This is a genomic window from Clostridium sp. MCC345 (genome assembly GCF_018785345.1).
GTDB classification, from domain to species: Bacteria; Bacillota; Clostridia; order Lachnospirales; family Anaerotignaceae; genus Anaerotignum_A; species Anaerotignum_A faecicola.
The window spans coordinates 235,042-257,247 of the sequence record NZ_WQPP01000064.1 but is presented as its reverse complement, the minus strand read 5'-3'; the positions used below and the strand labels follow the sequence as shown (position 1 = coordinate 257,247).

Here is a 22,206-nt window from a genome sequence, read left to right as displayed (position 1 = left end):
GCTGCTATGCGTATTTTTCTGGAATATTTGAAGGTCGGCCTTTGGATGCTTCCGATTATTCTGCCGGCACTTTGGCTTTTGCCGCGCCTGTCTAAGCGGTATGCCGCTAGGGTGTCCTATGTCATCTGGCTTGTGCTTGCTGTGCGTCTGCTCGTTCCGTGGAATCTGACCCTTCCGCAGGAAACCGCCCCCATCCATGTGGCAATTTCCGAGGAGCAGGCGAATGAATGGGTGCAGGCGAAATTCAGTCCCGTGCAGGCACCGCCAAAGGCAGAAGGCACAGCGGCCGCGGCACAAAAGCAGACACAGCCCCAAGCCGAACCCTTGCAGCCCTTGCAGATTGGCTTTGCGCTCTGGCTGGCAGGCGTGCTGTTTTTCGCCCTGCGGACAGTGGTATCCGTTTTTCGGATGAAAACCCTGCTTCGCCGTTGGGAGAAAGAACCCTCCGCCGAGACAAAGGCATTTTTCGCTGAAACGGCAGGCAAAATACAGCCGCGGCTCATGGTTTGCCCTGTGCTGGAAAGTCCTATGGCGGTCGGCTTATTCCGCACAACCGTCTATCTGCCCCATGAGCACTACACCGCGCAGGAGATGGAAATGATTTTCCGTCATGAGCTGATTCATTGGCGGCGGAAGGATTTGTGGTATAAGCTGCTCCTGCTTGCCGCAAGAAGCATCCATTGGTGCAACCCTCTGGTCTGGCTGATGGCAAAGCGCGCGGAACGGGATTTGGAAATTTCCTGCGACAGCATGGCAGTGCAGGGCAGGGATGCGGCGTATCGCAAGGCGTATGGGCTGATGATTTTGCAGGAGGCGGAGCGCAGCATCGAAAAACAGGCAGCGCTGACAACCTGCTTCACCGATGGGAAACGGGCATTGCAGGAAAGGCTGGTGGAGATTATGAATCAAAGCAAACGAAAAAAGGGCATGGCACTGGTTTCTGTTATGCTTGTGCTGACATTGACCTGCGGCTGCCTCATCAGCTGTGGGAAGGACGAGAAAGCACCGGAGTCCACGCAGGATACAGCAGCAGGCCAAGGCACCCTGACCGCAGAACAGCGCAAGCTGACTGAGCAGTGGGCAGAGGCTCTTTCCGACAGAGATGGCAAAATCCGCTATAAAGAGATGGGCAAGGCTGCCAAGGCGCAGTTTATCGCAGAGCAGAAGGCACTTGATGGCGAGGATTGGAATTATGTCATCGGCGGCTCCAGTCCTTGGGTGGATTCCTATACCATCGAGGAGCGCGAAAACGCAGCCATGATTACCTATACCATGCAGGATAGCGAGCCTGCTTATTACACCATGAAGGAGCTGCTGAAATTCGGTAAGGAAAACGGTAAAACCGTTGTCGCAGGCTATCTCACCTCCAATCTCTATTGGGAGGACGGCAAGGTGCATCCTACCGTTTCCCGCACAGAATCGGATTTGGACGAAGGTATCTGGGACTTTCTTTCGCAGAGCGTGGTCGGCTTTATCAGCCAAAGCGGTTGGGATGTGTTTGAATTGGAGGCCTTCAATTTTAACCGCATCAGCGTGACACGCACCCCTCTTTCAAACGGCAGAGAACAGGTAACCGTGGATTTCGGCTTGAATATGCATTATAGAAATCCCTTCCGCGATCCCGATGAGGCAGGCTACATCAAGCGCGCGAAGGAGGCTGGGCAGTCTGTGTATGCGGTGTATTATAAGGAATATTATGAGGAAAAAGAGGGAAATACCTATTTCCGCTTTACCTGCGAGGTGCAGGCGGATGCACAGAAAATCAATGAGGACACCTGCTATCCGGAAACCTTCCATCTCTATAATGATGATTTCGATCCGCATAGGATTACCTTTTATAAGAAAAATCCTGCTTGGGATGGCTGGTATGACGAAACACCTACGGATGGCTGGTTCTGCACCGTTACCCCTGCCAAGGATGCGAATACCGTCACCGTTGCCAGAAAAATCCGTATCGAGGATGCCACAGGCAGAACGAATAACGGCTATTTCGATTTGAATCTTGACTATACGACCACCCTCCCCGTTGCGGAGGATGCAGCCTTTACCGTTGGCGGCGCAGGCGAAGCCCCTGCCATGCTGAACGCGAAGGAATGGCTTTCCCGTCTGCAAAGCGGAAAGGTCGGGCAGAGCGTGACGCTGTTCTTCGGGAAAGATGCAAACGGAAACACCGTAATTACCGAGGGCAGAGAAGGCTTCTGGTCGAAAAAGGCCGCCTGATTTGTCGATACCCCCAAGGGGCGCGCACATTGCGCGCCTCTTTTTCCTGTGCTATACTAATGACATTTCAGAAAATAAGGAGTGACTGCAATGAAGATAACCTATCTGCACCACAGCGGCTTTTCCGTTGAAACCGAAACAAAGGTGCTTTTGTTTGATTATTATACAGAAGGCGGCAGAAAAGCGTATTTCGACCCCGCCGCATACCCCGATAAAGCAGTTTTCGTCTTTGTCTCCCATGCGCATGAGGATCATTATGACAGACGGATTCTTTCCTGGGCAAAGCTCCCCAATGTCCGCTATGTGCTTTCCTTTGATGTGCGGACAGAAGCAGGCTTTGAAGGCAGAGTTCTTCGCGCCGAGCCGCATCGGACATACGATTTTGACGGCATTTCCATCCAAACCCTCAGGTCCAATGATGAGGGTGTCGCATTTCTGGTCAAGGCGGATGGCAAAACCATCTACCACGCAGGCGATTTGAACTGGTGGCACTGGAATGGCGAACCCGATGACTTCAACGCCGATATCGAAAAAAGCTATACGACGGAAATCAATCGGCTGAAGGGCGAGAAAATAGACGTTGCCTTTGTCCCTGCGGATTTGCGCCTACAGGATAAATATTTCTGGGCGGTCAATTATTTTCTCAAGACCGTCGGCGCAAAAAGGCTGTTTCCCATGCACTTCTGGGGACGCTTTGATGTCTGCACGATGCTGCGTCAGCTTGGCTATGGCGAAACGATTGCGGAAATCACGCAGGAAAACGAAAAATTTGAAATTTAAACGGAAATTCTTAAGGAAATCTTCAAGTTCTTCCGCGGAATTTCATTTATACTAAGGATAGAAAAGAATCGGTCGAAATTCTGATTTCGATTGCGGCTTAGTTTTTTAGCGGAAGAAGGAAAAGCAATGAAGGGGAAAAACTGGAGGGAATATGAACCGCCGAAGCGCCGTCGGCGCAGAAGAAGAAAGGGCGGACTTTTGCGCAAGCTGTGTTTCGTGCTGATGCTGTTTTTAGTTGGCTATGTCGGCTTTCTGGTCTATTATAATTTCGGCAAGCCCTATACTGTTGCACTGGATGCAGGGCATGGCGGGGCGGATGTCGGCGCAGAGGGCGTGATACAGGAGGTCGCGCTGACGGAACAGACTGTAGCCGAACTGCAAACCCTTCTGGAGGAGGACGGACGCTTCCGCGTGGTGCTGTCCCGTAAGGCAGGCGAGGGTGCAACCGTCACCGAGCGTAACCATAAATTCCGCCGCAGACACCCCGATTTAATGCTCTCTGTCCATGGCAACGCAAGCGACAGCAGCAGTGCCAATGGTTTTGAGTGCTATCCTTCGCCTCCCGGCTATGAAAATTATGAAGAAAGCCTTGCCTTTGCAACGCTTTTGGCGCAGGAAATGCAAAATATAGGCGCAAATCTCCGCGGTACGGGCATCGCAGGCGTGCGCTATGGCTATTATGATGAAAACGGCAATAAGCTGCTGTGTGATTCGAGCGATACCACGGTCTATTCCTATGATACCTTTGGTATGCTCAAAAATATGAGCTGCCCTGCGGTTCTGGCGGAGCAGTGCTTTATTACAAATCCTTCCGATGTGGAAAGCTTCGGCACAGAGGAGGGCTGTCAGCGCGCCGCGCAGGCGTATTACAAGGCTATCTGCAATTACTTAGAACGTGCAAAATAAAAGTCCCCAAAAGGTGCGCCCGAATAAGAAACCTTGCATTCTGAAATGCTGAAAGCTACGGCTACTGTGTCAGTTCCCCTTGACAGCCTAAGTCAAAGGATGCCTGCGGGAAACTTCCTTGTATTCGCAGTCTTTCAGCTATTTCATTTTCTTCATGTTTTCTTATTGGGACACACCAAAAGGGGACTTTTTAATTACTCAATAGTTATATCCTTTTCAATCAGCCGTTTATTCACATCCTCCTTCAGCAGTGTATACACCACCGAAACAATCGGGATAAACACCAGCATCCCGACAATCCCGAACAGACTGCCGCCCAGTGTCACCGCAACCAGCACCCAGATTGCAGGCAGTCCAATCGAGCCGCCGACTACCTTCGGATAAATCAGATTTCCTTCAATCTGCTGCAGCACAAGGAACAGCACGATAAATGCCGCTGCCTGCGAGGGGCTGACCGTCAGAATCAGAAACGCCCCTACGACACAGCCGATAAACGCCCCGAAAATGGGAATCAGTGCCGTAAATGCAATCAGCACCCCAACCAGAATGGCGAAGGGGAACCGCAGAATCGTCATGGAAACGAAGAACATCATCCCCAGAATCACCGCCTCCAGACATTGCCCTGTCAGAAAATTTGAAAACGTGCGATACGTCAGCGCGCAGATTTGCAGAAAGCGGTTTGCGTGCTTTTCCTTCAGATAGGCGAAAATCAGCTTTTTCATCTGTCGCTTCAGAAATTCCTGTTGCAACAGAATATAGCAGGCGAAAACAAGACCGATGAAAAACGTCCCCACGCCGCTTACAATTCCCGTTGCTACGCTGATGGTAGAGCTCAGCATGGAATTTGCCCCTATGCGGAAGAATGTCACAAGCTGATTTAGAATTTCCTCCCAATTCAGCTGTGCCTGTACCTCGTCTATGTAGTCCACCAGCTCAGGATGGTTGGAAACAAGCTGCTCCGCCTTTCTTATCAGCACAGGCACCTTTTCGGGTAGCGTTTTCCCAAGCGTAGCAATGGTATTTCCCAGCTCCGGCACAACCACAATCGTCACAAGGCTCAATAGGGCCAGTACAAAAATCAGCGTCAGAATCAGGCTGACGGGCGCGGCAAATTTTTTCCGCTTTTCCTTTGCGTTTGCAAACAGCCGCTTCCGGATGCGGTTCATCGGCACACTCAGCACAAATGCAATCGCGCCCCCCAGAAGGAAGGGGAACAGGATGTGCAAAATCGTTTTTACTGCCTGCAGCACAATGCTAAACCGCCAAAGCCCCACCAGAATCACCAGTGTAAATATAATTAAGCCCCGCAGTTTGCGGAGTGTATCCTTATCTAACTGCATCCAATCAACTCCCGATATGTTTTTATTTATATTAGAAGAAAGTATATCATAAAAGTAAATTTTCTTGCAATACGCGCGCACAATTCTTAATATTTTCTTCTGTTTTTCCTTTACACAGCGGGCATTTGCGTATAAACTATACAAAGGAATATGTGGCTTTTTTCAGAGAAGTCAATTTATCGAAGCAGAAAGGAAGAAAAAAATGGAAGTAAGAACAAGATTTGCCCCTTCCCCTACGGGCTATATGCATATCGGCAACCTGCGTACCGCGCTTTATGAATACCTCATTGCAAAATCTCAGGGTGGGAAATTCATCCTGCGTATTGAGGATACCGATCAGGGTCGTCTGGTGGAGGGCTCTCTGGATGTCATTTATAAAACCATGAAAATGACAGGCTTACAATATGATGAAGGCCCCGATATCGGCGGCGAATACGGCCCTTATGTGCAGAGCGAACGCATGGGTCTGTATATGGATTATGCAAAGGAACTGGTGGAAAAGGGCGAAGCGTATTACTGCTTCTGCACCAAGGAAAGACTGGAAAGCTTGAAGGAAGCCAATGCAGAGGGCGTTTCCTTCGCAAAATATGACCGCCATTGTCTGCATCTGTCCCCTGAGGAGGTACAGGCAAAGCTTGCCGCAGGCGAACCCTTCGTTATTCGCCAGAAAATGCCCGAAAGCGGCACAACCTCTTTCCATGACATGGTTTATGGGGATATTACCGTGGATAATGCGGAGCTGGATGACCAGATTCTGATGAAGGCAGACGGCTTCCCGACCTATAACTTCGCCAATGTTGTGGATGACCACCTGATGCACATCACCCACGTTGTCCGCGGCAGTGAATATCTTTCCTCCACACCCAAGTATAATCTGCTTTATAAAGCATTCGGATGGGAGCCTCCCATTTATGTACACCTGCCTGCCGTTATGCGTGACGCACACCATAAGCTGTCCAAGCGTCATGGCGATAAATCCTTCGAGGATTTGGTAAATGAAGGCTATGTGGTGGAAGCCATCGTGAACTATATCGCACTGCTTGGCTGGAGTCCCTCTGATAATGTGGAAATCTTCACCCTCAAGGAACTGGAACAGAAATTTGATATGGCGGGGCTGAGCAAATCTCCCTCCATCTTCGATATCAAAAAGCTGACATGGATGAACAGTGAATACCTCAAGGCGATGGACTTCGATAAATATTTTGAACTGGCAAGACCTAAGCTGGAGGAGGCACTGGCAGGCACCGATTTAGACCTGAAAAAAATCGCGGCACTGCTCCAGAAGCGTCTTGAAACCCTCAACGATATCCCCCGTCTGGTGGATTTCTTCAAGGAACTGCCCGATTACAGCACAGAGCTGTATACCCATAAGAAAATGAAAACCAACGATGAAATCGCACTGTCCTCCTTACAGGCGGCTCTGCCTGTTTTGGAGAACCTGTCCGATTGGAATGAAACTGCCATCCATGACAGCCTGATGGCACTGGTCGGTGAGCTGGGCATCAAAAACGGTCAGCTGCTCTGGCCCGTCAGAACAGCCCTCTCCGGTGAGCAGACCTCTCCCGGCGGCGCAATGGAGCTGGCGGATATCCTCGGCAAAGAGGAGGCTCTGCGCAGAATCCGCAAGGGGATTGAGAAATTGAGTAAGTAAATCGATTCCTTTTATGTTCATAAATTATTCAAATATTCTTAAAAAACTCTTTGGTTTTTGTACAAATGGAATTCAAATTTGAATGATATCATAAAGGTGTCAAAAGGAACGGACCACCTTTTGAGAACATAAGTATTATACCCTTCCCCTTTTTAAATGATAAAACGTAAAAGCAAGAAGAGCAAATCGAAAGATTTGCTCTTTTGCTTTACTAGAGCGTTGCAGGAGCAACGCTCTAAGTCAAAATCGGGGATTTTGACTTGTTAGGACAGAAGAATAAACAGCTAGGTTCCGACGGCGAGCCTTGAAACCTTCTGTTTTCCTCGACGGAAGTGAATTCCGTCTGCGGATCCCATTCGGGAAGACGCTTCGTTTCCCGAACCCTTCCGCTGCCTGTAGGTGTTTTTTATGGTTGCGATTAAGGCATCATGTCATCCATGATATCGTCAATCGCCTCCTCTGCCTTCACTACCATCTTTTTCCCTTTTCTGGCAAGCCTCTGATAGGTGCGCTTATCCTTCATCAGGTATCCCATGCCTGCCATTGCCGCCGCGCCGCCAAGCAGCATCCCTGTTGCAAATTTGTTCATAAAATCCCTCCTTTGATGAAATTAGTATGACCGTTTTCGTGATTTTTATTGATTTTCCATGACGGATAACGTATAATCAAACCGATAAGCTGTCAAGACAGCTGTAAAAACAAGTGAAGAGACAAAAAGGAGAAAGAACATGAGCGAGAATCAAAAAGGCTTTGCCGCTTTTCTGGCAAAAAAGGATATCGTTTTTTCAGCAAAGCGATACGGCATTGATGCCTTGGGCGCAATGGCACAGGGCTTGTTTGCATCCCTGCTGATTGGGACAATTTTAAAAACATTAGGGCAGCAGCTTGGCGTTGCCATTCTGGTGGATATCGGTACCTTCGCGCAGGCGGTCACAGGCCCTGCCATGGCAGTTTCCATCGGCTATGCGCTGAAATGCCCCCCGCTGGTGCTGTTTTCATTGATTGCCGTCGGCGGCGCTGCGAATCAGCTGGGCGGTGCAGGCGGTCCTCTGGCTGTTTTCGTTGTCACCATCTTTGCCGCAGAGTTCGGTAAGCTGGTTTCCAAGGAAACAAAGGTCGATATCATTGTGACCCCTTCTGTCACCATCTGCGTCGGCGTGCTGCTTTCCATGTGGTGGGCACCCTCCATCGGTGCGGCGGCAAGTGCAGTCGGCAATGCCATCAAGTGGGCAACGGAGCTGCAGCCCTTCTTCATGGGGATTCTGGTTTCCGTTATCGTCGGCATCGCGCTGACGCTCCCCATCAGCAGTGCGGCAATTTGTGCGGCTCTGGGGCTGACAGGCTTGGCAGGCGGTGCGGCAGTTGCAGGCTGCTGTGCGCAGATGGTCGGCTTTGCCGTTATGAGCTTTAAGGAAAATAAATGGAGCGGTCTTTTGGCGCAGGGAATCGGTACCTCCATGCTGCAAATCGGGAATATCGTCAAAAACCCGCTGATCTGGATTCCGCCTACGCTGGCATCTGCTGTCACAGGCCCTATCGCAACCTGTATTTTCCGCATGAAGATGAATGGGGATGCCGTGGCCTCCGGCATGGGTACCTGCGGTCTGGTCGGACAGATTGGTGTCTATACCGGTTGGATTAACGATATCACCGCCGGCACAAAAGCAGGCATTACCTCTATGGATTGGATCGGTCTGGTTTTGGTTTGCTTCATCCTGCCTGCAGTCCTGACCCTCGTTTTCGCATATCCTATGCGCAAAAAGAACCTCATTAAGGAAAATGACCTGAAACTGGATTTGTAATCCATAAAATAAAAAGAGTGAAATCCTTTTGGATTTCACTCTTTTTTTGTATGTGCTTTTTATCATGGGTTTTTCATAGGCGCACCGCGCCGCTTTTCTCCTTGCCGTTTCCGGCATAGTGGGGAAGGGATTGGAAAGGGAAACTTTGTTGCCCTTTCCTCGGTTGCGGAGGTTTGGAACCCATAACATAAGGTGCGCCCAGATAAGGAAACATGAATTCTGAAATGCTGAAAGCTACGCCTACTGCGTCAGTTCCCCTTGACAGCCTAAGTCAAAGGATGCCTGCGGGAAACTTCCTTGTATCCGCGGTCTTTCAGCTATTTCATTTTCTTCATGTTTTCTTATTGGGACACACCTAACGGGTTCCAAGTTTTTGTTACTTTTTAGCATAAAAAGTAAGGAAGAACACCTTTGTTTCGCCGTGAGAGTTCTAAACTGGCGAATTTCTTATCTTCACAAAGCAAAATTTCGGCACGACTGTGCCCATCCAGTGCGAAGCACTGTTCAGCTTCATTCCCCCAAATCATGAATAAACAACCCACTCCGCAGCTTCGGCTCAAACCATGTCGATTTCGGCGGCATCGTCATATCCTCATCTGCCACATCCATCAGCTCCTCCATGGAGGTAGGGAACATGGAAAACGCCAGTCTCATCTCGCCACTGTCTACTCTGCGCTCCAGCTCACCCAGTCCGCGAATTCCGCCGACAAAATCAATCCGCTTGTCGGTTCTGGGGTCGCCGATGGCAAGCACAGGCTCCAGCAGCTCCTTCTGCAAAATGGAAACATCCAGTCCCAGAACAGGGTCGTCTGTAATAATTTCCTCCTTCGCCGTCATCTTGAACCATTTCCCGTCCAGATACAGCCCAAAGGTGTGCAGTGCTTCGGGGTGGTAAGGGCCTTCGCCTGTGTAAGGCGCAATGTCGAATTTCTTGCGAATTTCCTGCATGAATTCCTCTGTATTGTAGCCGTTTAAATCCTTTACCACGCGGTTGTAATCCATGATATATAAATCCTCTGCCGCAAACAGTACGGACAGATAATAGTTGAATTCCTCCTCACCGGTGTAATCCGGCTTTGCCTCTCTGCGCTTCAGCGCCACCTTCACGGCGGATGCGTTTCTGTGGTGTCCGTCCGCAATGTAGAGATTCTTCACCTGCTTAAAGGATTCCACCAGCATGCCGATTTCCGTATCGCTGTCAATCACCCAAACCGTATGCCCGATGCCGTCCTCGGCAACGAAATCGTAAACAGGCTTTATTGCCGCTGTCCAGCCGTCGATAATCGCCTTTGCGTCCTTGTTTTCCTTGTAGGCAAGGAAAATCGGGCCTGTGTTTGCGTTCAGCGTATCCACGTGGCGGATACGGTCAGCCTCCTTGTCTGCGCGTGTCAGCTCATGCTTTTTAATCGTCCCGTTAATATATTCGTCCACAGACGTACAGCAAACCAGACCCGTCTGGCTTCTGCCGTTCATCGTCATGCGGTAAAGATACAGGTTGGGCAGCAAATCCTGTCCCAGAATCCCGTTGTGAATCATGTTTTCGAGGTTTTCCTTTGCCTTTGCGTAAACCGCAGGGCTGTAAACGTCAATATCCTTCGGCAGGTCCACCTCTGCCTTGTCAACATGCAGGAAGGACCAGGGCTTTCCCTGCACCATTTCTCTTGCTTCTTCGCTGTTCATTACGTCATAGGGCAGGGCTGCTACGTCCTTTGCGTAAGCCTCTGCCGGGCGGATCGCCATAAAGGGTCTGATGGTTGCCATAATTTTCCTCCTTTGGAATTGCTGTTTTCGGTTTCTTAATCCAGAATACGAACCTTCAATACCGTATTGATGGCATACAGGTCTTTGATCATATCATCGATGTTTTCTGGCAGGTTGTCGCATACCACAATGTTATATGCAAGGTCGCCCTTGGAGTTGTTTACTAGCTTGTCGATATTCACGCTGTATTTTGTGAAAACAGCACCCAGCTGCCCAATCATGTTTACAATATTCTGATGGCATACGGTGATGCGGGGCTTGCCGTTATAAGGCACCACGCAGTTGGGGAAGTTTACGGAATTTTTGATATTGCCGTGGGTCAGGTATTCTCTGATTTCCTGTGCCGCCATAATTGCGCAGTTTTCCTCGGATTCCGGTGTGGATGCGCCCAGATGAGGGGTTACGATGATGTTCGCAGGGTCGCCCAGCAGGTCTTCGGAAGGGAAGTCTGTCATGTAGCGCGCGATGATGCCGTCCGCAATGGCTTTTTTCAGTGCCGCATTGTCCACCAGACCGCCACGTGCAAAGTTCAGCAGGCGTGCGCCGGGCTTTGTTGCCGCAAACAGCTTTTCATCAAAGGTATTTCTTGTCTTATCGTTTAGAGGAATGTGCAGCGTAATGTAATCCGCTTTCGCAACCAGCTCCTCCATGGATTCCTCATGCACCACGTTGGGGGATAAGTGCCATGCACTTTCCAGGGAAAGGAAGGGGTCGTAGCCGATAACCTCCATCCCCAGATCCAGTGCCGCATTGGCAACCTGTACGCCAATCGCACCCAGACCGATGACACCCAAGGTCTTGCCCGCAATTTCAGGACCGGTGAATTCCTTCTTGCCTGCCTCTACTGCCTTTTCCACGCTTTCGCAGTTGTCCTTCAGCCCCTGTACCCAAGCTGCCCCTGCAATGATGCGTCTGGAGGATGCAAACAGTCCTGCCAGAACCAGCTCCTTTACGGCGTTTGCATTTGCCCCCGGCGTATTGAATACGGGAACGCCCTTCTGTGTACATTTTTCAATGGGGATGTTGTTTGTGCCTGCGCCTGCACGGGCAACGGCAAGCAGGTTTTCGTTCAGCTCCATCTTGTGCATATCAAAGCTGCGCAGGATGATGCCCTCGGGATTTTCTGCTTTTTCATCAATCACGAAATTCTGTTCGGGCAGCTTTGCCAGCCCTGTTTTTGCAATGTTGTTCAAAGTGCGAATGGTATACATAATGTCTCTCCTTTTTAGATATAAGAAAAGGGTCGTGTGCCACGACCCTTTTGGATTTTACTTATTTTCCATCTCGAATTTCTTCATGAATTCCACTAATTTTTCCACACCTTCAATGGGCATTGCGTTATACATACTTGCGCGCATGCCGCCAACGGTGCGGTGACCTTTCAGGTTTTCAAAGCCATGCTCTTTTGCCTCCTTGATGAATTTTTCATCCAGCTCCTTCGTAGGCAGTACGAAGGGCGCGTTCATCAGGGAACGGTCTTTCTTTACAACAGTGCCGCGGAACAGCTCGGATTGGTCTAAGAAATCATAGAGAATAGCCGCTTTCCGTTCGTTGATTTTCTGCAAGGCAGCAACGCCGCCCTGCCGTTTCACCCAGTCGAATACCAGACCCATGAAGTAAATGCCGTAGGTCGGGGGTGTGTTGTAAAGAGAATTATTTTCTGCGTGAATATCATAACGCAGCATGGTCGGTGTGAAATCCATGGCGTTGCCCAGCAAATCCTCTCTCACGATAACAACCGTTACGCCTGCGGGGCCGAGGTTTTTCTGTGCCCCTGCATACAGAAGACCGAATTTTGTAATATCAATCTCCTGCGAGAGAATGGAAGAGGACATATCGCCCACCAGCGGCACATTGCCTGTATCGGGAAGCTCCGTCCAGCGTGTACCGTAAATGGTGTTGTTCAGTGTGATATAAAAATAATCCGCTTCGGGGTCGAATTTGGAAGGATCCAGTGTGGGGATGTGGTCGAAGGTTGAGTCTGCTGAGGAAGCAACGATGTTCACTTTACCGTAACGCTCTGCCTCTGCCGCCGCCTTCTTCGCCCACTGACCTGTGATCACATAATCCGCCTTGTTGTTTTTGTTCATCAGGTTCATGGGAATCATCGCAAACTGCGTTGAGCCGCCGCCCTGCAAGAACAGGATTTTATAATTATCGGGAATGTGCATCAATTCCTTGAGATCAGCCTTCGCCTTCTCCAGAATATTTTCAAAGGTTTTTGAACGGTGGCTCATCTCCATCACTGACATGCCTGCTGAAGGGTAACAGACCAGTTCGCGCTGTGCCTGTTCCAGAACCTCCAAGGGCAGCATGGAAGGACCTGCTGAGAAGTTGTATACTCTTTTTTCCATAGATAAGCCTCCTAACTTTTAACAATATGGACACATGTCCGCATCAAACGGGCATTGTCGATAGGGAAATTATAGCACTTTCATTTTTCTCGTCAACTGAAAATGGGATTTTTTTTGTCCCACCCTGAAATTTTGGAGAATGAAGCAAAATTTTTTGAAAGAGAAAAGAAAAGTCTGTTAAATTTGACGTAATATTGTCTTTCGTCCGAAAACAGAAATGCACTTTGTCTATTGTATACAATCGCAAACGCGAGAAAAAATAATCAAAAATATTCTATTTAACGAAAATTGTTGATTATCTCGTGCTTTCATGTTATCCTAAAGAGGAAATTTATACGAAACTGAATACAAAAAATATAGAGAAAGAAGGGAGGGAAAATCATCTTGGAAAAACAGGACCGCAGAGTCATCCGCAGTAAAATGCGGATGCGAGAAGCACTCATTTCTCTGATGCAGGAAAAGCTCTTTCCCGAAATCACTGCAAGGGATATTACCGATAGGGCGGATCTCAATCGGGCAACGTTTTATCTTCATTATAATAATGTGTTCGATTTGCTGGAGGAATTGGAAGAAGAAACCGTAAGCGAATTTGCCCGCATGCTGGAGGAACCCCCCATCCTTGAAAACAGCACATGGGAGTCTGTCCTGATTGGAAAAATCTGCGATTATATCGCCGAAAATCAGGATCTCTGCCGCTGTCTGTTCCTCAATCCGCACAGCGATTGCTTTACGGAAAAGCTGACGGAGATTATGAAGCGGAAGGGGCAGGAAATTCGAAAGGAGCGCGGCTTGGAAAGGGACTCCAGACAGACGGATTATATCCGCCATTTTATTTCCTGTGGTGCCATGGGGATGGTAAAGCAGTGGCTTGCGGAGGGGATGCCGCTCTCCAAGGCAGAAATGATGGATTTAACGGAAAAAATCATGCACCCCATTTTTCAATTATTGTTTGTGGCTTAAATTTACGGCTGCAAAAGAAGGCTCTGTCATTATAAAAAATTATCTGAAAAGGAAAGGGAGTAAAAAGATGCAAAACGGAAAGAAGAAGGTGTTGGCACTGCTTCTGGCAGGCTGCTGTGTATTAAGCGCCTGCGGCACAAAAACAGACGATACAAAAACAGCGGAGAAGGGAAATTTTGTCACCGGCACAGTGGAATGTAAAGAGGTTTATGTCCGTGCCAAAATCCCCGGCTATCTGACGGATATTCCCGTCGAGGAAGGGCAGGAGGTTAAGGAGGGTGATTTGCTGTTCTCCACAGACAGACGCGATGTAGAGGTAAAGCAGACACAGGCATCCGCAACCGCAAAGGCAGCCGCAGGGCAGGTCGAGGCGGCGAAAAATGCCGCAGAGGCGGCAGCGGCAGTGGTGGAAAAGGCAAACGCAAATGTGAAGCTGCTGGAAACCGAATATGCAAAATATCAGGAGCTCTACGCCATGGATGCCGTTTCTCAGGATAATATGGATAAGCTGACCACCCAGCTGGAGGCGGCAAGATTGGATGCCGCGGCGGCAGCGGCACAGCAGCAGGCGGCACAGGGGCAGTATGAAGCGGCAACCGGGCAGCTTGCGGCAGCAAAGGGTGTTCTGGATGAAGTCAATCTCAATCTGGGGCAGACCTCTCAGTATGCCCCCTGCAACGGCACCATCACCATGGTTTCCTCCTCTCTTGGGGAGCTCATCGGCACAGGCACCACCATCGTTACCCTCACAGATTACAGCGACCGCTGGGTCATGGCAAATGTGGATGAATACGCAGTCGGCAAGCTGAAGGTCGGTCAGCAGATTCCTCTGACCAGTAAGGCGCACCCCGATACCGTCTTTCATGGCAAAATCGTCAATATCTCTAAAAGCCCTGATTTTGCAACCAAAAAATCCACAAATGAGCTGAATGATCAGGATGTTGTTACATACGAGGTGAAAATCGCCCTTTCCGAGAAGGATGATATCATGCTTTACCCCGGAATGCTGGTGCAGGTAGACCTGGATAAAGCAGGTGAGAAAAAATGATTCTGACATTTTTCAAGGGGCTTCTTCGGGAGCTTTGGCTTCTGGTGAAAGATCCGCGGGGCATCTTTATGTTTCTCGTTGCCCCGCTTCTGATGAATATTGTGGTCTGCGGTGCCTTCCAGAACGGCATTGTCAACCACATTCCTCTGGCGGCGGTGGAAATGTCCTCCTCCGCAAAAACAAGAGAGTTGATTCGCGCCTTCGATGAATCCGACCGTTTTGATGTCACCCTTGTCCTGCAGGATTTGGATGAGGCAAAGCAGAAAATGGAGGAGGGCGAGGTGTATGGCATTATCGTCATCCCTGCCGATTATACCCGTTCCCTCCAGTTGGGACAGCAGGCAGAGGTGCTTGTCGGCATCAATAGTGCGAATAACCTTGTCGGCAACAGTGCGGTTGTTTCCGTCATGCAGGTCGTGAAAACCGTTTCCTCCCAGATTGCGGTCAAAAGCTATGTGGCATCGGGCAGCAGCGTTGCGGAGGGTACGGCGAAGGTCATGCCGATTTCGACGGTGCTTCGCCCGTGGTTTAATCCTCAGTTCAGCTATCTGATGTATCTGGGGCTTGGGCTGACCGGTCTGGTCTATCATCAGCTCTTCCTCTCTGCGGTGGCAGGCTCCTTCGCGGATGAAAAGAAGGAAGGCATCCTTTCGGGCAAATTCCGTAAGCGGGATGCAATCCTCTATTATTTCGATAAAATGCTTTTCTACGGCATTGCAGGCTTTTTCAATCTCCTGCTGAATTATGCCGTGATTATGAAAATTTACAGCTTCCCCATGCGCGGCGCACAGGTGGATTTCCTGCTTTTAAGTGCTTGCTTCGTGTTCTGCCTACTCGGCTTCGGTGCGCTTCTGGGGCTGCTCTGCAAAAATTCCCTGCATGCGATGCAGTGGCTCATGGCGCTGACCTATCCGTTTTTCGTACTGGCAGGCTTTTCCTGGCCGCATACGGAAATGCCGGATTTTCTGGTACGGATTGCAAATTATCTGCCCGTCACCCATTACCTCGGCCCTGTCCGCAGTATTATTCTGATGGGCATCGGCTTTGAGCGCACCTCCCTACAGCAGAATCGGGCTATGCTCTTAACCCTTGGCATAGGTGCATTTGTGTTCAGCCTTGCAGTCTTTGTCTGGCAGCTGTGCCGTGCGGAAAAGAAGCAGAAGGCGGCAGAGAAGAATACACAGACAGAGGGGGTGCAGGCATGAAAAACGCAGTAAAATTATTTCTTCGGGAATGGAAATATCTCCTGAAACGCCCCCGTTCCCTCGTTCTGATGGTGCTTGTGCCGATTTTCGTCACCTGTATCTGCGGCAGTGGCTATGGAAAGGGCTATTTCTCCGATTTGAAAATGGGCGTGGTGGATTACAGCTATACCAAGCAGACCAGAGAGGTGGTCGAAGCCTTCCGCCAGTCCCCGTATTTTGATGTGGTCGGCTATTATAACGATGAGGATGAAATTGCCGAAGCCATGCGTGACGGCGAAATTGTCGGCTGTCTCATCTTCCCTGCGGATTTCACAAGAAAAATGCAGTTGGGTCAGCAGGCAGAGGTGCTTCTCGGCTCCAGTGCCGTCAATATGGGCTATGGCAGTACCATCAACCTCAAGGGTTCTGAGGTTCTGGGGACGGTTTCCACCCAGATTGCTGTCAAAAGCCTTGTGGCAAAGGGTGAAACCGTGGACGATGCCCTTGCGACCATGAACCCCGTCAGCTTCTATACCCGTCAATGGTATAACCCGACGAATAACTTCTCGTATTTTCTGGTGTATGGCTTCGTTGCCGCAACCGTTCAGCAGGTGCTGATTTATTTCGCGGCAATCTCCCTCGTTCGGGAGAAGGAAAGCGGTCATCTGGATGAAATGCAAAGCATTTCCAAAAGTGCCCCCTTGCAGGTGCTTGTGAAATGCTTGGTCTATTTCCTGATTTCCCTCGCGGCGTGGGCGATCTGCTCCGCCATCATCCGTTGGGGCTATGCGATTCCCATGCGGGGAAGCCTTCTGCTCTGGTTTGTCTACAGCAGTCTTTTCCTGCTGTCGATTGTTGCCTTGGGGCAGTTCTTTTCCGCGGTCATGCCAAATCCCATTGTGGCAACCTCTATCTCTCTGGTGTTCACCTCGCCCTCTCTGGTGCTGAGTGGCTACACCTGGCCCACCATTGCGTTGCCTGCGTTCTATCAGAAAATCGGGCAGGTCTTTCCGCTGACGCATTTTGTCATCGGCTATCGCGATGTGGCATTGATGGGCTGTGGCTTTTCCGCAGTAAAAAAGGAGCTGCTCCTTCTCGGCGGCATCATCGTGGTCTGCCTTACGCTGAGCTGTATCATCTGGCAGCTGCGTCTGAACCGCATTGAGAAGAAAAAGCAGGGAATCGTTGCAGAGAAGGAAGAGCCTGTGTCCCTACAGGCATAAGAAAGGAGTGCAGAATATGAAATTCTATCCATATAAAAAAGCATGTGCGCTTCTCGTTACAGGCGCATTGACAACAGGTGCGGCAGTGCCTGCCCTCGCGGCAGAGACCAAAACAGCCGCCCCCGCAACCGCAGAGGAAAGCAAAACAAAAGCCATGACCTTAAAGGAAATTCAGGAGCTGGTTGTGAAAAATAACCGCTTGAAAACCACCCTGACGCTGAATCAGGAAAAGGTCATCGCTGGTCTCAGTGCCATTGATGACGGTCTGAAGGATTTGAAGGATTCGCAGGATAAGGCGGCGCACGCAAGAAGGGATGCAAGCACCTCTGCAAGCCAAGGGAAGGATTTGTTGGGCGGTCTTATTGCGGCAGACCCTACAAATCAGTCAAACCAGATTTTAGCAGGTATCAGCAGTGCGCTTCTCTCCGGTGCAGTCAAAACCGCAAGCGGCATGGAAACCCTCGTGGATAATGTTGCCGATAGACAGCGCGATACGCTGGAGGATCAGCAGACGGAACTGAAAAATACCAAAATGGACTTAAATAAGACCAAGGAGGACTGGGAAAATGAATCCCTTGCCGTCACACAGCTTCTCGTCACCAAAACCGTACAGGTCGAAAAGGGTGTCAGCTTGCTCACGCAGAAGCAGTCCCTTCTGGAACGTGTCTGCAAAATTGAGGAAAAGAAGCAGGAACTTGGCTTTAGCACAGGCACAGATCTTTCCGAGAAAAAGCTGGCCGTTTCCGAGGGCGCGAAGGAGCTGCAAAGTGCCAAGGACGGCTTAACCCTGCTCAAGCGTCAGCTGAATGACCTTATGGGGCGTGAAATTGATGAGGAGCTTATCATCACACCCCCTGAGCTGACACGCACCATCGAAACCGCTCCTGCCTATAGTGAGGAGCTTTTGAAAACTGCCACCGATAAAAATTATAAGCTGAAAACCCTCCGCAGGGATAAGCAGCAGGCGGAAGCGGATTCCAAGAAGAATGACAGATATGACGGACAGCTGAAGGCAAGCAGGGTGGATATGCAGCTTGCGGATGTCTCCACTGAGGAGGAAAAGGTCAATATCGCCAACGATTTAAAGAAGAAGCTGGATGCCATCAATACCGCCGCGGCAGAATATCAGAATAAAAAGGATGCCAACAGCAAGGCAAAAATCGAATGGGAGCAGCAGCAGAAATCCGCAAAGCTGGGGCTTGTTTCCGCAGTCGAATTGCAGGCACTCGAGCTGCAGTATGAGCAGACCGAAATGGAGCTTTCCGCCGCAGCCTATGCCTACGATTTGGCGTGGGAGGAATATAATATGCTCATGAACGGCACCACCCTTGATATCTACGATGTTTATAAATCAAAGCTGAGCTGAAAAAAACAATACGAAGGGAGAAAAGCAGGATGAAGATTATTGATTTGACACAGCTGATTACAGCGTCCATGCCCGTCTATCCGGGTACGGAGCCACCGCATTTGACGGTAGCCAATACTTATGAAACGGTTGGCTTCCGCGAAACATTGCTCTCCTTCTTTTCCCATACAGGCACCCACATGGATGCTCCCTTTCATCTCTTTGGAGATAGAACAAAGCTGAATGAAATGCCTGCGGCGCAGTTTGTCGGCAAGGCGCTTGTCATCCCCTGCATGCAGTATGGTGCAGGCGAGGAAATCGGCATGGAAGCCCTTGCTCCCGTCCGCCGGCTTGCGGATGAGGCAGATTTTCTTCTTTTCCATACCGGTTGGAGCCGGTATTGGGGCAAAGCGGAATATTTCGGGGACTATCCCGTTCCCTCTCAGGAGGTCTGCCGTTATGCGCTGGAAAGCGGCAAAAAGGGGCTTGGCTTCGATACCATCGGCATTGATCCCATCGCAGATGAAGGGCTGACACGCCATCGTCTGCTTTTGTCCCAAAGAGATATCGTGATTATCGAAAACCTCACGAATCTGGATAAAATCGGGGAAGGTCTGTTTCTCTTTGCAGCCTTGCCCTTGAAATATGAAAACGCGGATGGTGCGCCTGTGCGTGCCGTTGCCATGCTAGAGGAAGAATAACGCAAATTTTCCCCCTTCCCTACATATCCTTTAAATAGCAAAGGAGGCGGTAGGATGAAGGGGATTTTTTTGCGAAGGGAATGGGTGAGCCTTGTCTGCTGTTTCTGCATCATTGGGGTCTGCCTCGTGCATACTGCGCTTGGGGAGGAAACCAAAGCCCTTTTTCCCATGATGGGCGTGCGGGTGGTTCTGGATGCAGGGCATGGCGGCTGGGACCCAGGCAAAACAGGCACAGGCGGCGAGAATGAAAAAATACTGAACCTCGCAGTCACAGAAAAGCTGACGGAATATCTCGAGCAGGGCGGTGCGGAGGTCATTCTCACCCGTAATGCGGATACGGCACTGGGCGGCAGTAAGCACGCGGATATGGCAGAGCGGCAGCGTATTGCCAATGAAACAGGCGCGGATATCTTCGTCAGCATTCATCAGAATGCCTTCCCCTCTGCGAAGGCAAAGGGGGCGCAGGTGTTTTATCATAAAAGCAGTGAAAGGGGCAAAATCCTTGCGGAATGTGTGCAGGAAAGCCTGAAAAGCCGCGTGGATGGCAGCAATCGGCGTATGGCAAAGGAAAATAAGGAGTATTATATCCTCCGTACCACCCAAATCCCTGCCGTTATCGTGGAGTGCGGCTTCCTTTCCAACGCCGAGGAGGAGCGTCTGCTCAATGATACCGCCTATCAGGAACGGCTTGCATGGGCGGTTTATTGCGGCATCCTTGACTATTTTGAAAAAATCAGTATCATTTAAAGAAAAGAAGGTGTCGACGAAGTCGACACCTAAGTCGAAATCAGGATTTCGACTTGTTAAAACAGAAGAATAAACAGATGAGTTCCATCGGCTGGAGCCTTGAAACTCACTGTTTTCCTCGCCGGAAGTAAATTCCGACTGCGGATTCCGGTCGGGAAACGCTTCGTTTCCCAAACCTTTCCGCGGTATCAGAAGGATTTTGTTTATGGGGGGAATAACTTCTGCATCGGAAAAAGAAAGGATGTATCTATGGAACATACATTTGAAGCATTGGGACTGCGTGCAGCTCTGGTCACCGCGTTGGCAGAGCAGGGCATCACAACCCCAACGGAAATCCAACAGAAAATGATTCCCGAAATTTTATCCGGCAAGGATGTCATCGGTCGTTCCGAAACAGGCTCCGGCAAGACCTTGGCATATCTTTTGCCCATTTTTGAAAAGCTGGATATGAATATCCGCGGCACGCAGGCGATTATTCTCACCCCCACCCATGAGCTGGCGGCGCAGGTCTATCATCAGGCGGAGCTTTTGCAGGAAAATGCGGGCATCGCGGCAGGCTGTGTCCTTCTCATCGGTGCGGCAGGCATCGGCAGACAGCTGGAAAAGCTGAAAGCAAAGCCGCGTATCGTGGTCGGCTCTGTCGGGCGTATTCTGGATTTGATTCGTAAGAAAAAAATACAGGCACATCTCGTCAGAACCATCGTTCTGGATGAGGGCGACCGCCTTATGGATGACGGCAACGTGGAGGATGTTGCCGCTGTCATCAAAACAACCCTGAAGGAGCGGCAGATTGTTCTGCTTTCCGCCTCTGTCAGCAGCGAAGCCAAGGCAAAAGCCGCAGCCATGATGAAGGCAGATGCGGTTGATTTGGAAGCCAAAAGCGGCGGCATTGTCCCCAAGGGCATCCATCATTATTATATCCTCTCCGCGCACAGAGAAAAATTCGCCAATCTCCGTAAAATTCTCGCAGGCGAAAAGCCGGAGAAGTGCATGGTTTTCCTCAATAACCCCGAAAATATCGAGGTCACGGTCGATAAGCTGAATTATCACGGCATCAAGGCGGCAGGCATCTATGGGCAGGCAAGCAAGCAGGAGCGCAAAAACGCCATGGATGGCTTCCGTGAAGGGCGTATCCATGTCCTCGTTGCCTCCGATATCGGCTCCCGCGGTCTGGATATCGAGGGTGTTACGCATATCATCAACTTAGATGTCCCCGAAGAACCCACGCATTATCTCCATCGTGCAGGCCGCTGTGGCAGAAAGGGCATGGAAGGCACTGCCATCACCATTGTCACCCCCTATGAACGCAAGTGGATTCACCGCTACGAAAAAACATGGGGTCTGCAATTTGAGCAGAAGGAAATGTCCTTCGGCAAGCTGGTCGATAGCCAAAAAACAAAAAAAGACATCATCAAGCCGATGAAAGCGAAAAAGCCTGTCATTGAGGATAAATGGGTAGAGGGTGACGGCTGGGGCGGATTTGACGATTTAGAGGATTTCGGTGAATTTGTCATTGAAACCGGCGGCGCACCAAAAAAATCCAAAAAGAAAAAAGCGAAGGAACAGCCTTTCTCTATGGCAAAAACGCCCAAAAAGCAGGGCAAAAAGGGCAAAAAAACAAAGCAGGCGGACGATAGTCTGGGCTTCTTTGCCAGAAAAGCGAAAAAACTTGCGGAAAAAGAGGCAAACCGTCAAAAAAGTCAAAAAAAGTAATTGTCCAAAACGCGATTTTCGGTTATCATATATACAATCAATACTTCCGTGCTTCAACGGAAAATCATAACTTTTAAGGAGGATTCAAGAATGAGCGATACTTGCGGATGTGGCTGCGGTCACGATCATGACGATCATGTACACGAAGAAATGGAAATGGAAACTTTAACCCTCACTCTGGATGATGATACAGAAATGGAATGTGGCATCCTTGGTGTGTTTGCGGTGGATGGCATTGCCGATAAGGAATATATCGCATTGCTGCCCCTGGAAGATGAAACCGTTCTCCTGTATGAATATAAGGAAAACGAGGACGGCATCGAGCTTCTCAATATCGAAAGCGATGACGATTTTGAAAAGGTATCCAATACATTCTATGATCTGTTCGATGACGAAGACGAATAATAGAAATGCAAGGGAACAGGGATAGAACACTATCCCTGTTTTTTGTGTTTTATAGTTGGAAAAGAT

At 49.8% G+C, this 22,206-nt stretch carries 19 protein-coding genes; 14 read left to right on the top strand and 5 right to left on the bottom strand.

Translation table 11 applies throughout. From position 1 onward, the window contains the following. Positions 1–6: 6 nt before the first annotated feature. The 3 genes from GPK49_RS12380 to GPK49_RS12370 all read left to right on the top strand — a co-directional run bounded on the left by GPK49_RS12380 (position 7) and on the right by GPK49_RS12370 (position 3,906). Complete coding sequence (locus GPK49_RS12380; protein ID WP_215678286.1) at positions 7–2,220, top strand: M56 family metallopeptidase; 2,214 nt, start codon at positions 7–9, stop codon at positions 2,218–2,220. Positions 2,221–2,310: 90 nt separating this feature from the next. Continuing rightward, positions 2,311–3,000, top strand: a complete 690-nt coding sequence (locus GPK49_RS12375; RefSeq protein WP_016406718.1) for an MBL fold metallo-hydrolase — start codon at positions 2,311–2,313, stop codon at positions 2,998–3,000. Positions 3,001–3,126: 126 nt separating this feature from the next. Then, a complete protein-coding gene (locus GPK49_RS12370) occupies positions 3,127–3,906 on the top strand; it encodes an N-acetylmuramoyl-L-alanine amidase (RefSeq protein ID WP_215678283.1) in 780 nt (259 codons plus the stop codon). Positions 3,907–4,100: 194 nt separating this feature from the next. Here GPK49_RS12370 and GPK49_RS12365 read toward each other — a convergent pair whose 3' ends face one another. Beyond that, positions 4,101–5,246, bottom strand: a complete 1,146-nt coding sequence (locus GPK49_RS12365; RefSeq protein WP_215678281.1) for an AI-2E family transporter — start codon at positions 5,244–5,246, stop codon at positions 4,101–4,103. Positions 5,247–5,448: 202 nt separating this feature from the next. On the opposite strand from GPK49_RS12365, the gene gltX reads away from it, so the two are divergent. Next, on the top strand, positions 5,449–6,897 hold the full coding sequence (gene gltX, locus GPK49_RS12360; protein ID WP_016406715.1) for a glutamate--tRNA ligase: 1,449 nt from the start codon (positions 5,449–5,451) through the stop codon (positions 6,895–6,897). A 418-nt stretch (positions 6,898–7,315) separates the two neighbouring features. Here gltX and GPK49_RS12355 read toward each other — a convergent pair whose 3' ends face one another. Next, entirely contained in the window at positions 7,316–7,486 is a 171-nt protein-coding gene (locus GPK49_RS12355; RefSeq protein WP_160117310.1) for a hypothetical protein, read from the bottom strand. Between the two features lie 139 nt (positions 7,487–7,625). On the opposite strand from GPK49_RS12355, the gene GPK49_RS12350 reads away from it, so the two are divergent. After that, a complete protein-coding gene (locus tag GPK49_RS12350; protein ID WP_215678278.1) occupies positions 7,626–8,699 on the top strand; it encodes a PTS sugar transporter subunit IIC in 1,074 nt (357 codons plus the stop codon). Between the two features lie 510 nt (positions 8,700–9,209). Here GPK49_RS12350 and GPK49_RS12345 read toward each other — a convergent pair. From GPK49_RS12345 to serC, 3 genes are read right to left on the bottom strand one after another with little or no spacing between them, the layout of a single operon-like run. Next, positions 9,210–10,460, bottom strand: coding sequence for a DUF1015 domain-containing protein (locus GPK49_RS12345; protein ID WP_215678275.1), 1,251 nt, complete (start codon positions 10,458–10,460; stop codon positions 9,210–9,212). A 35-nt stretch (positions 10,461–10,495) separates the two neighbouring features. Further along, complete coding sequence (locus tag GPK49_RS12340; protein ID WP_215678272.1) at positions 10,496–11,671, bottom strand: 3-phosphoglycerate dehydrogenase family protein; 1,176 nt, start codon at positions 11,669–11,671, stop codon at positions 10,496–10,498. A gap of 57 nt (positions 11,672–11,728) precedes the next feature. Continuing rightward, positions 11,729–12,814 carry a 3-phosphoserine/phosphohydroxythreonine transaminase gene (gene serC / locus GPK49_RS12335; RefSeq protein WP_215678269.1) on the bottom strand — a complete coding sequence of 362 codons (1,086 nt, stop codon included), beginning with the start codon at positions 12,812–12,814 and terminating at the stop codon, positions 11,729–11,731. A 384-nt stretch (positions 12,815–13,198) separates the two neighbouring features. On the opposite strand from serC, the gene GPK49_RS12330 reads away from it, so the two are divergent. From GPK49_RS12330 to GPK49_RS12290, 9 genes are all read left to right on the top strand, one after another. Next, on the top strand, positions 13,199–13,774 hold the full coding sequence (locus GPK49_RS12330) for a TetR-like C-terminal domain-containing protein (protein ID WP_215678267.1): 576 nt from the start codon (positions 13,199–13,201) through the stop codon (positions 13,772–13,774). Between the two features lie 67 nt (positions 13,775–13,841). Further along, positions 13,842–14,822, top strand: coding sequence for an HlyD family secretion protein (locus tag GPK49_RS12325; RefSeq protein WP_215678264.1), 981 nt, complete (start codon positions 13,842–13,844; stop codon positions 14,820–14,822). After that, entirely contained in the window at positions 14,819–16,027 is a 1,209-nt protein-coding gene (locus tag GPK49_RS12320; RefSeq protein WP_215678263.1) for an ABC transporter permease, read from the top strand. The genes GPK49_RS12325 and GPK49_RS12320 overlap by 4 nt, the downstream gene beginning before the upstream one ends. Beyond that, positions 16,024–17,229, top strand: a complete 1,206-nt coding sequence (locus GPK49_RS12315; RefSeq protein ID WP_215678260.1) for an ABC transporter permease — start codon at positions 16,024–16,026, stop codon at positions 17,227–17,229. Before GPK49_RS12320 ends, GPK49_RS12315 begins: the two co-directional genes overlap by 4 nt. Before the next feature lie 16 nt (positions 17,230–17,245). Further along, positions 17,246–18,595, top strand: coding sequence for a hypothetical protein (locus GPK49_RS12310; RefSeq protein ID WP_215678258.1), 1,350 nt, complete (start codon positions 17,246–17,248; stop codon positions 18,593–18,595). Positions 18,596–18,624: 29 nt separating this feature from the next. Continuing rightward, complete coding sequence (locus GPK49_RS12305; protein ID WP_215678255.1) at positions 18,625–19,275, top strand: cyclase family protein; 651 nt, start codon at positions 18,625–18,627, stop codon at positions 19,273–19,275. Positions 19,276–19,329: 54 nt separating this feature from the next. Then, the gene (locus GPK49_RS12300) at positions 19,330–20,022 is read left to right on the top strand and encodes an N-acetylmuramoyl-L-alanine amidase (protein ID WP_215678251.1); all 693 of its coding nucleotides are present in this window, start codon (positions 19,330–19,332) and stop codon (positions 20,020–20,022) included. A gap of 249 nt (positions 20,023–20,271) precedes the next feature. Next, positions 20,272–21,735, top strand: coding sequence for a DEAD/DEAH box helicase (locus tag GPK49_RS12295; RefSeq protein ID WP_215678248.1), 1,464 nt, complete (start codon positions 20,272–20,274; stop codon positions 21,733–21,735). 90 nt (positions 21,736–21,825) lie between these two features. Then, complete coding sequence (locus tag GPK49_RS12290) at positions 21,826–22,140, top strand: DUF1292 domain-containing protein (RefSeq protein ID WP_016406626.1); 315 nt, start codon at positions 21,826–21,828, stop codon at positions 22,138–22,140. The last annotated feature ends 66 nt before the right edge of the window (positions 22,141–22,206 follow it).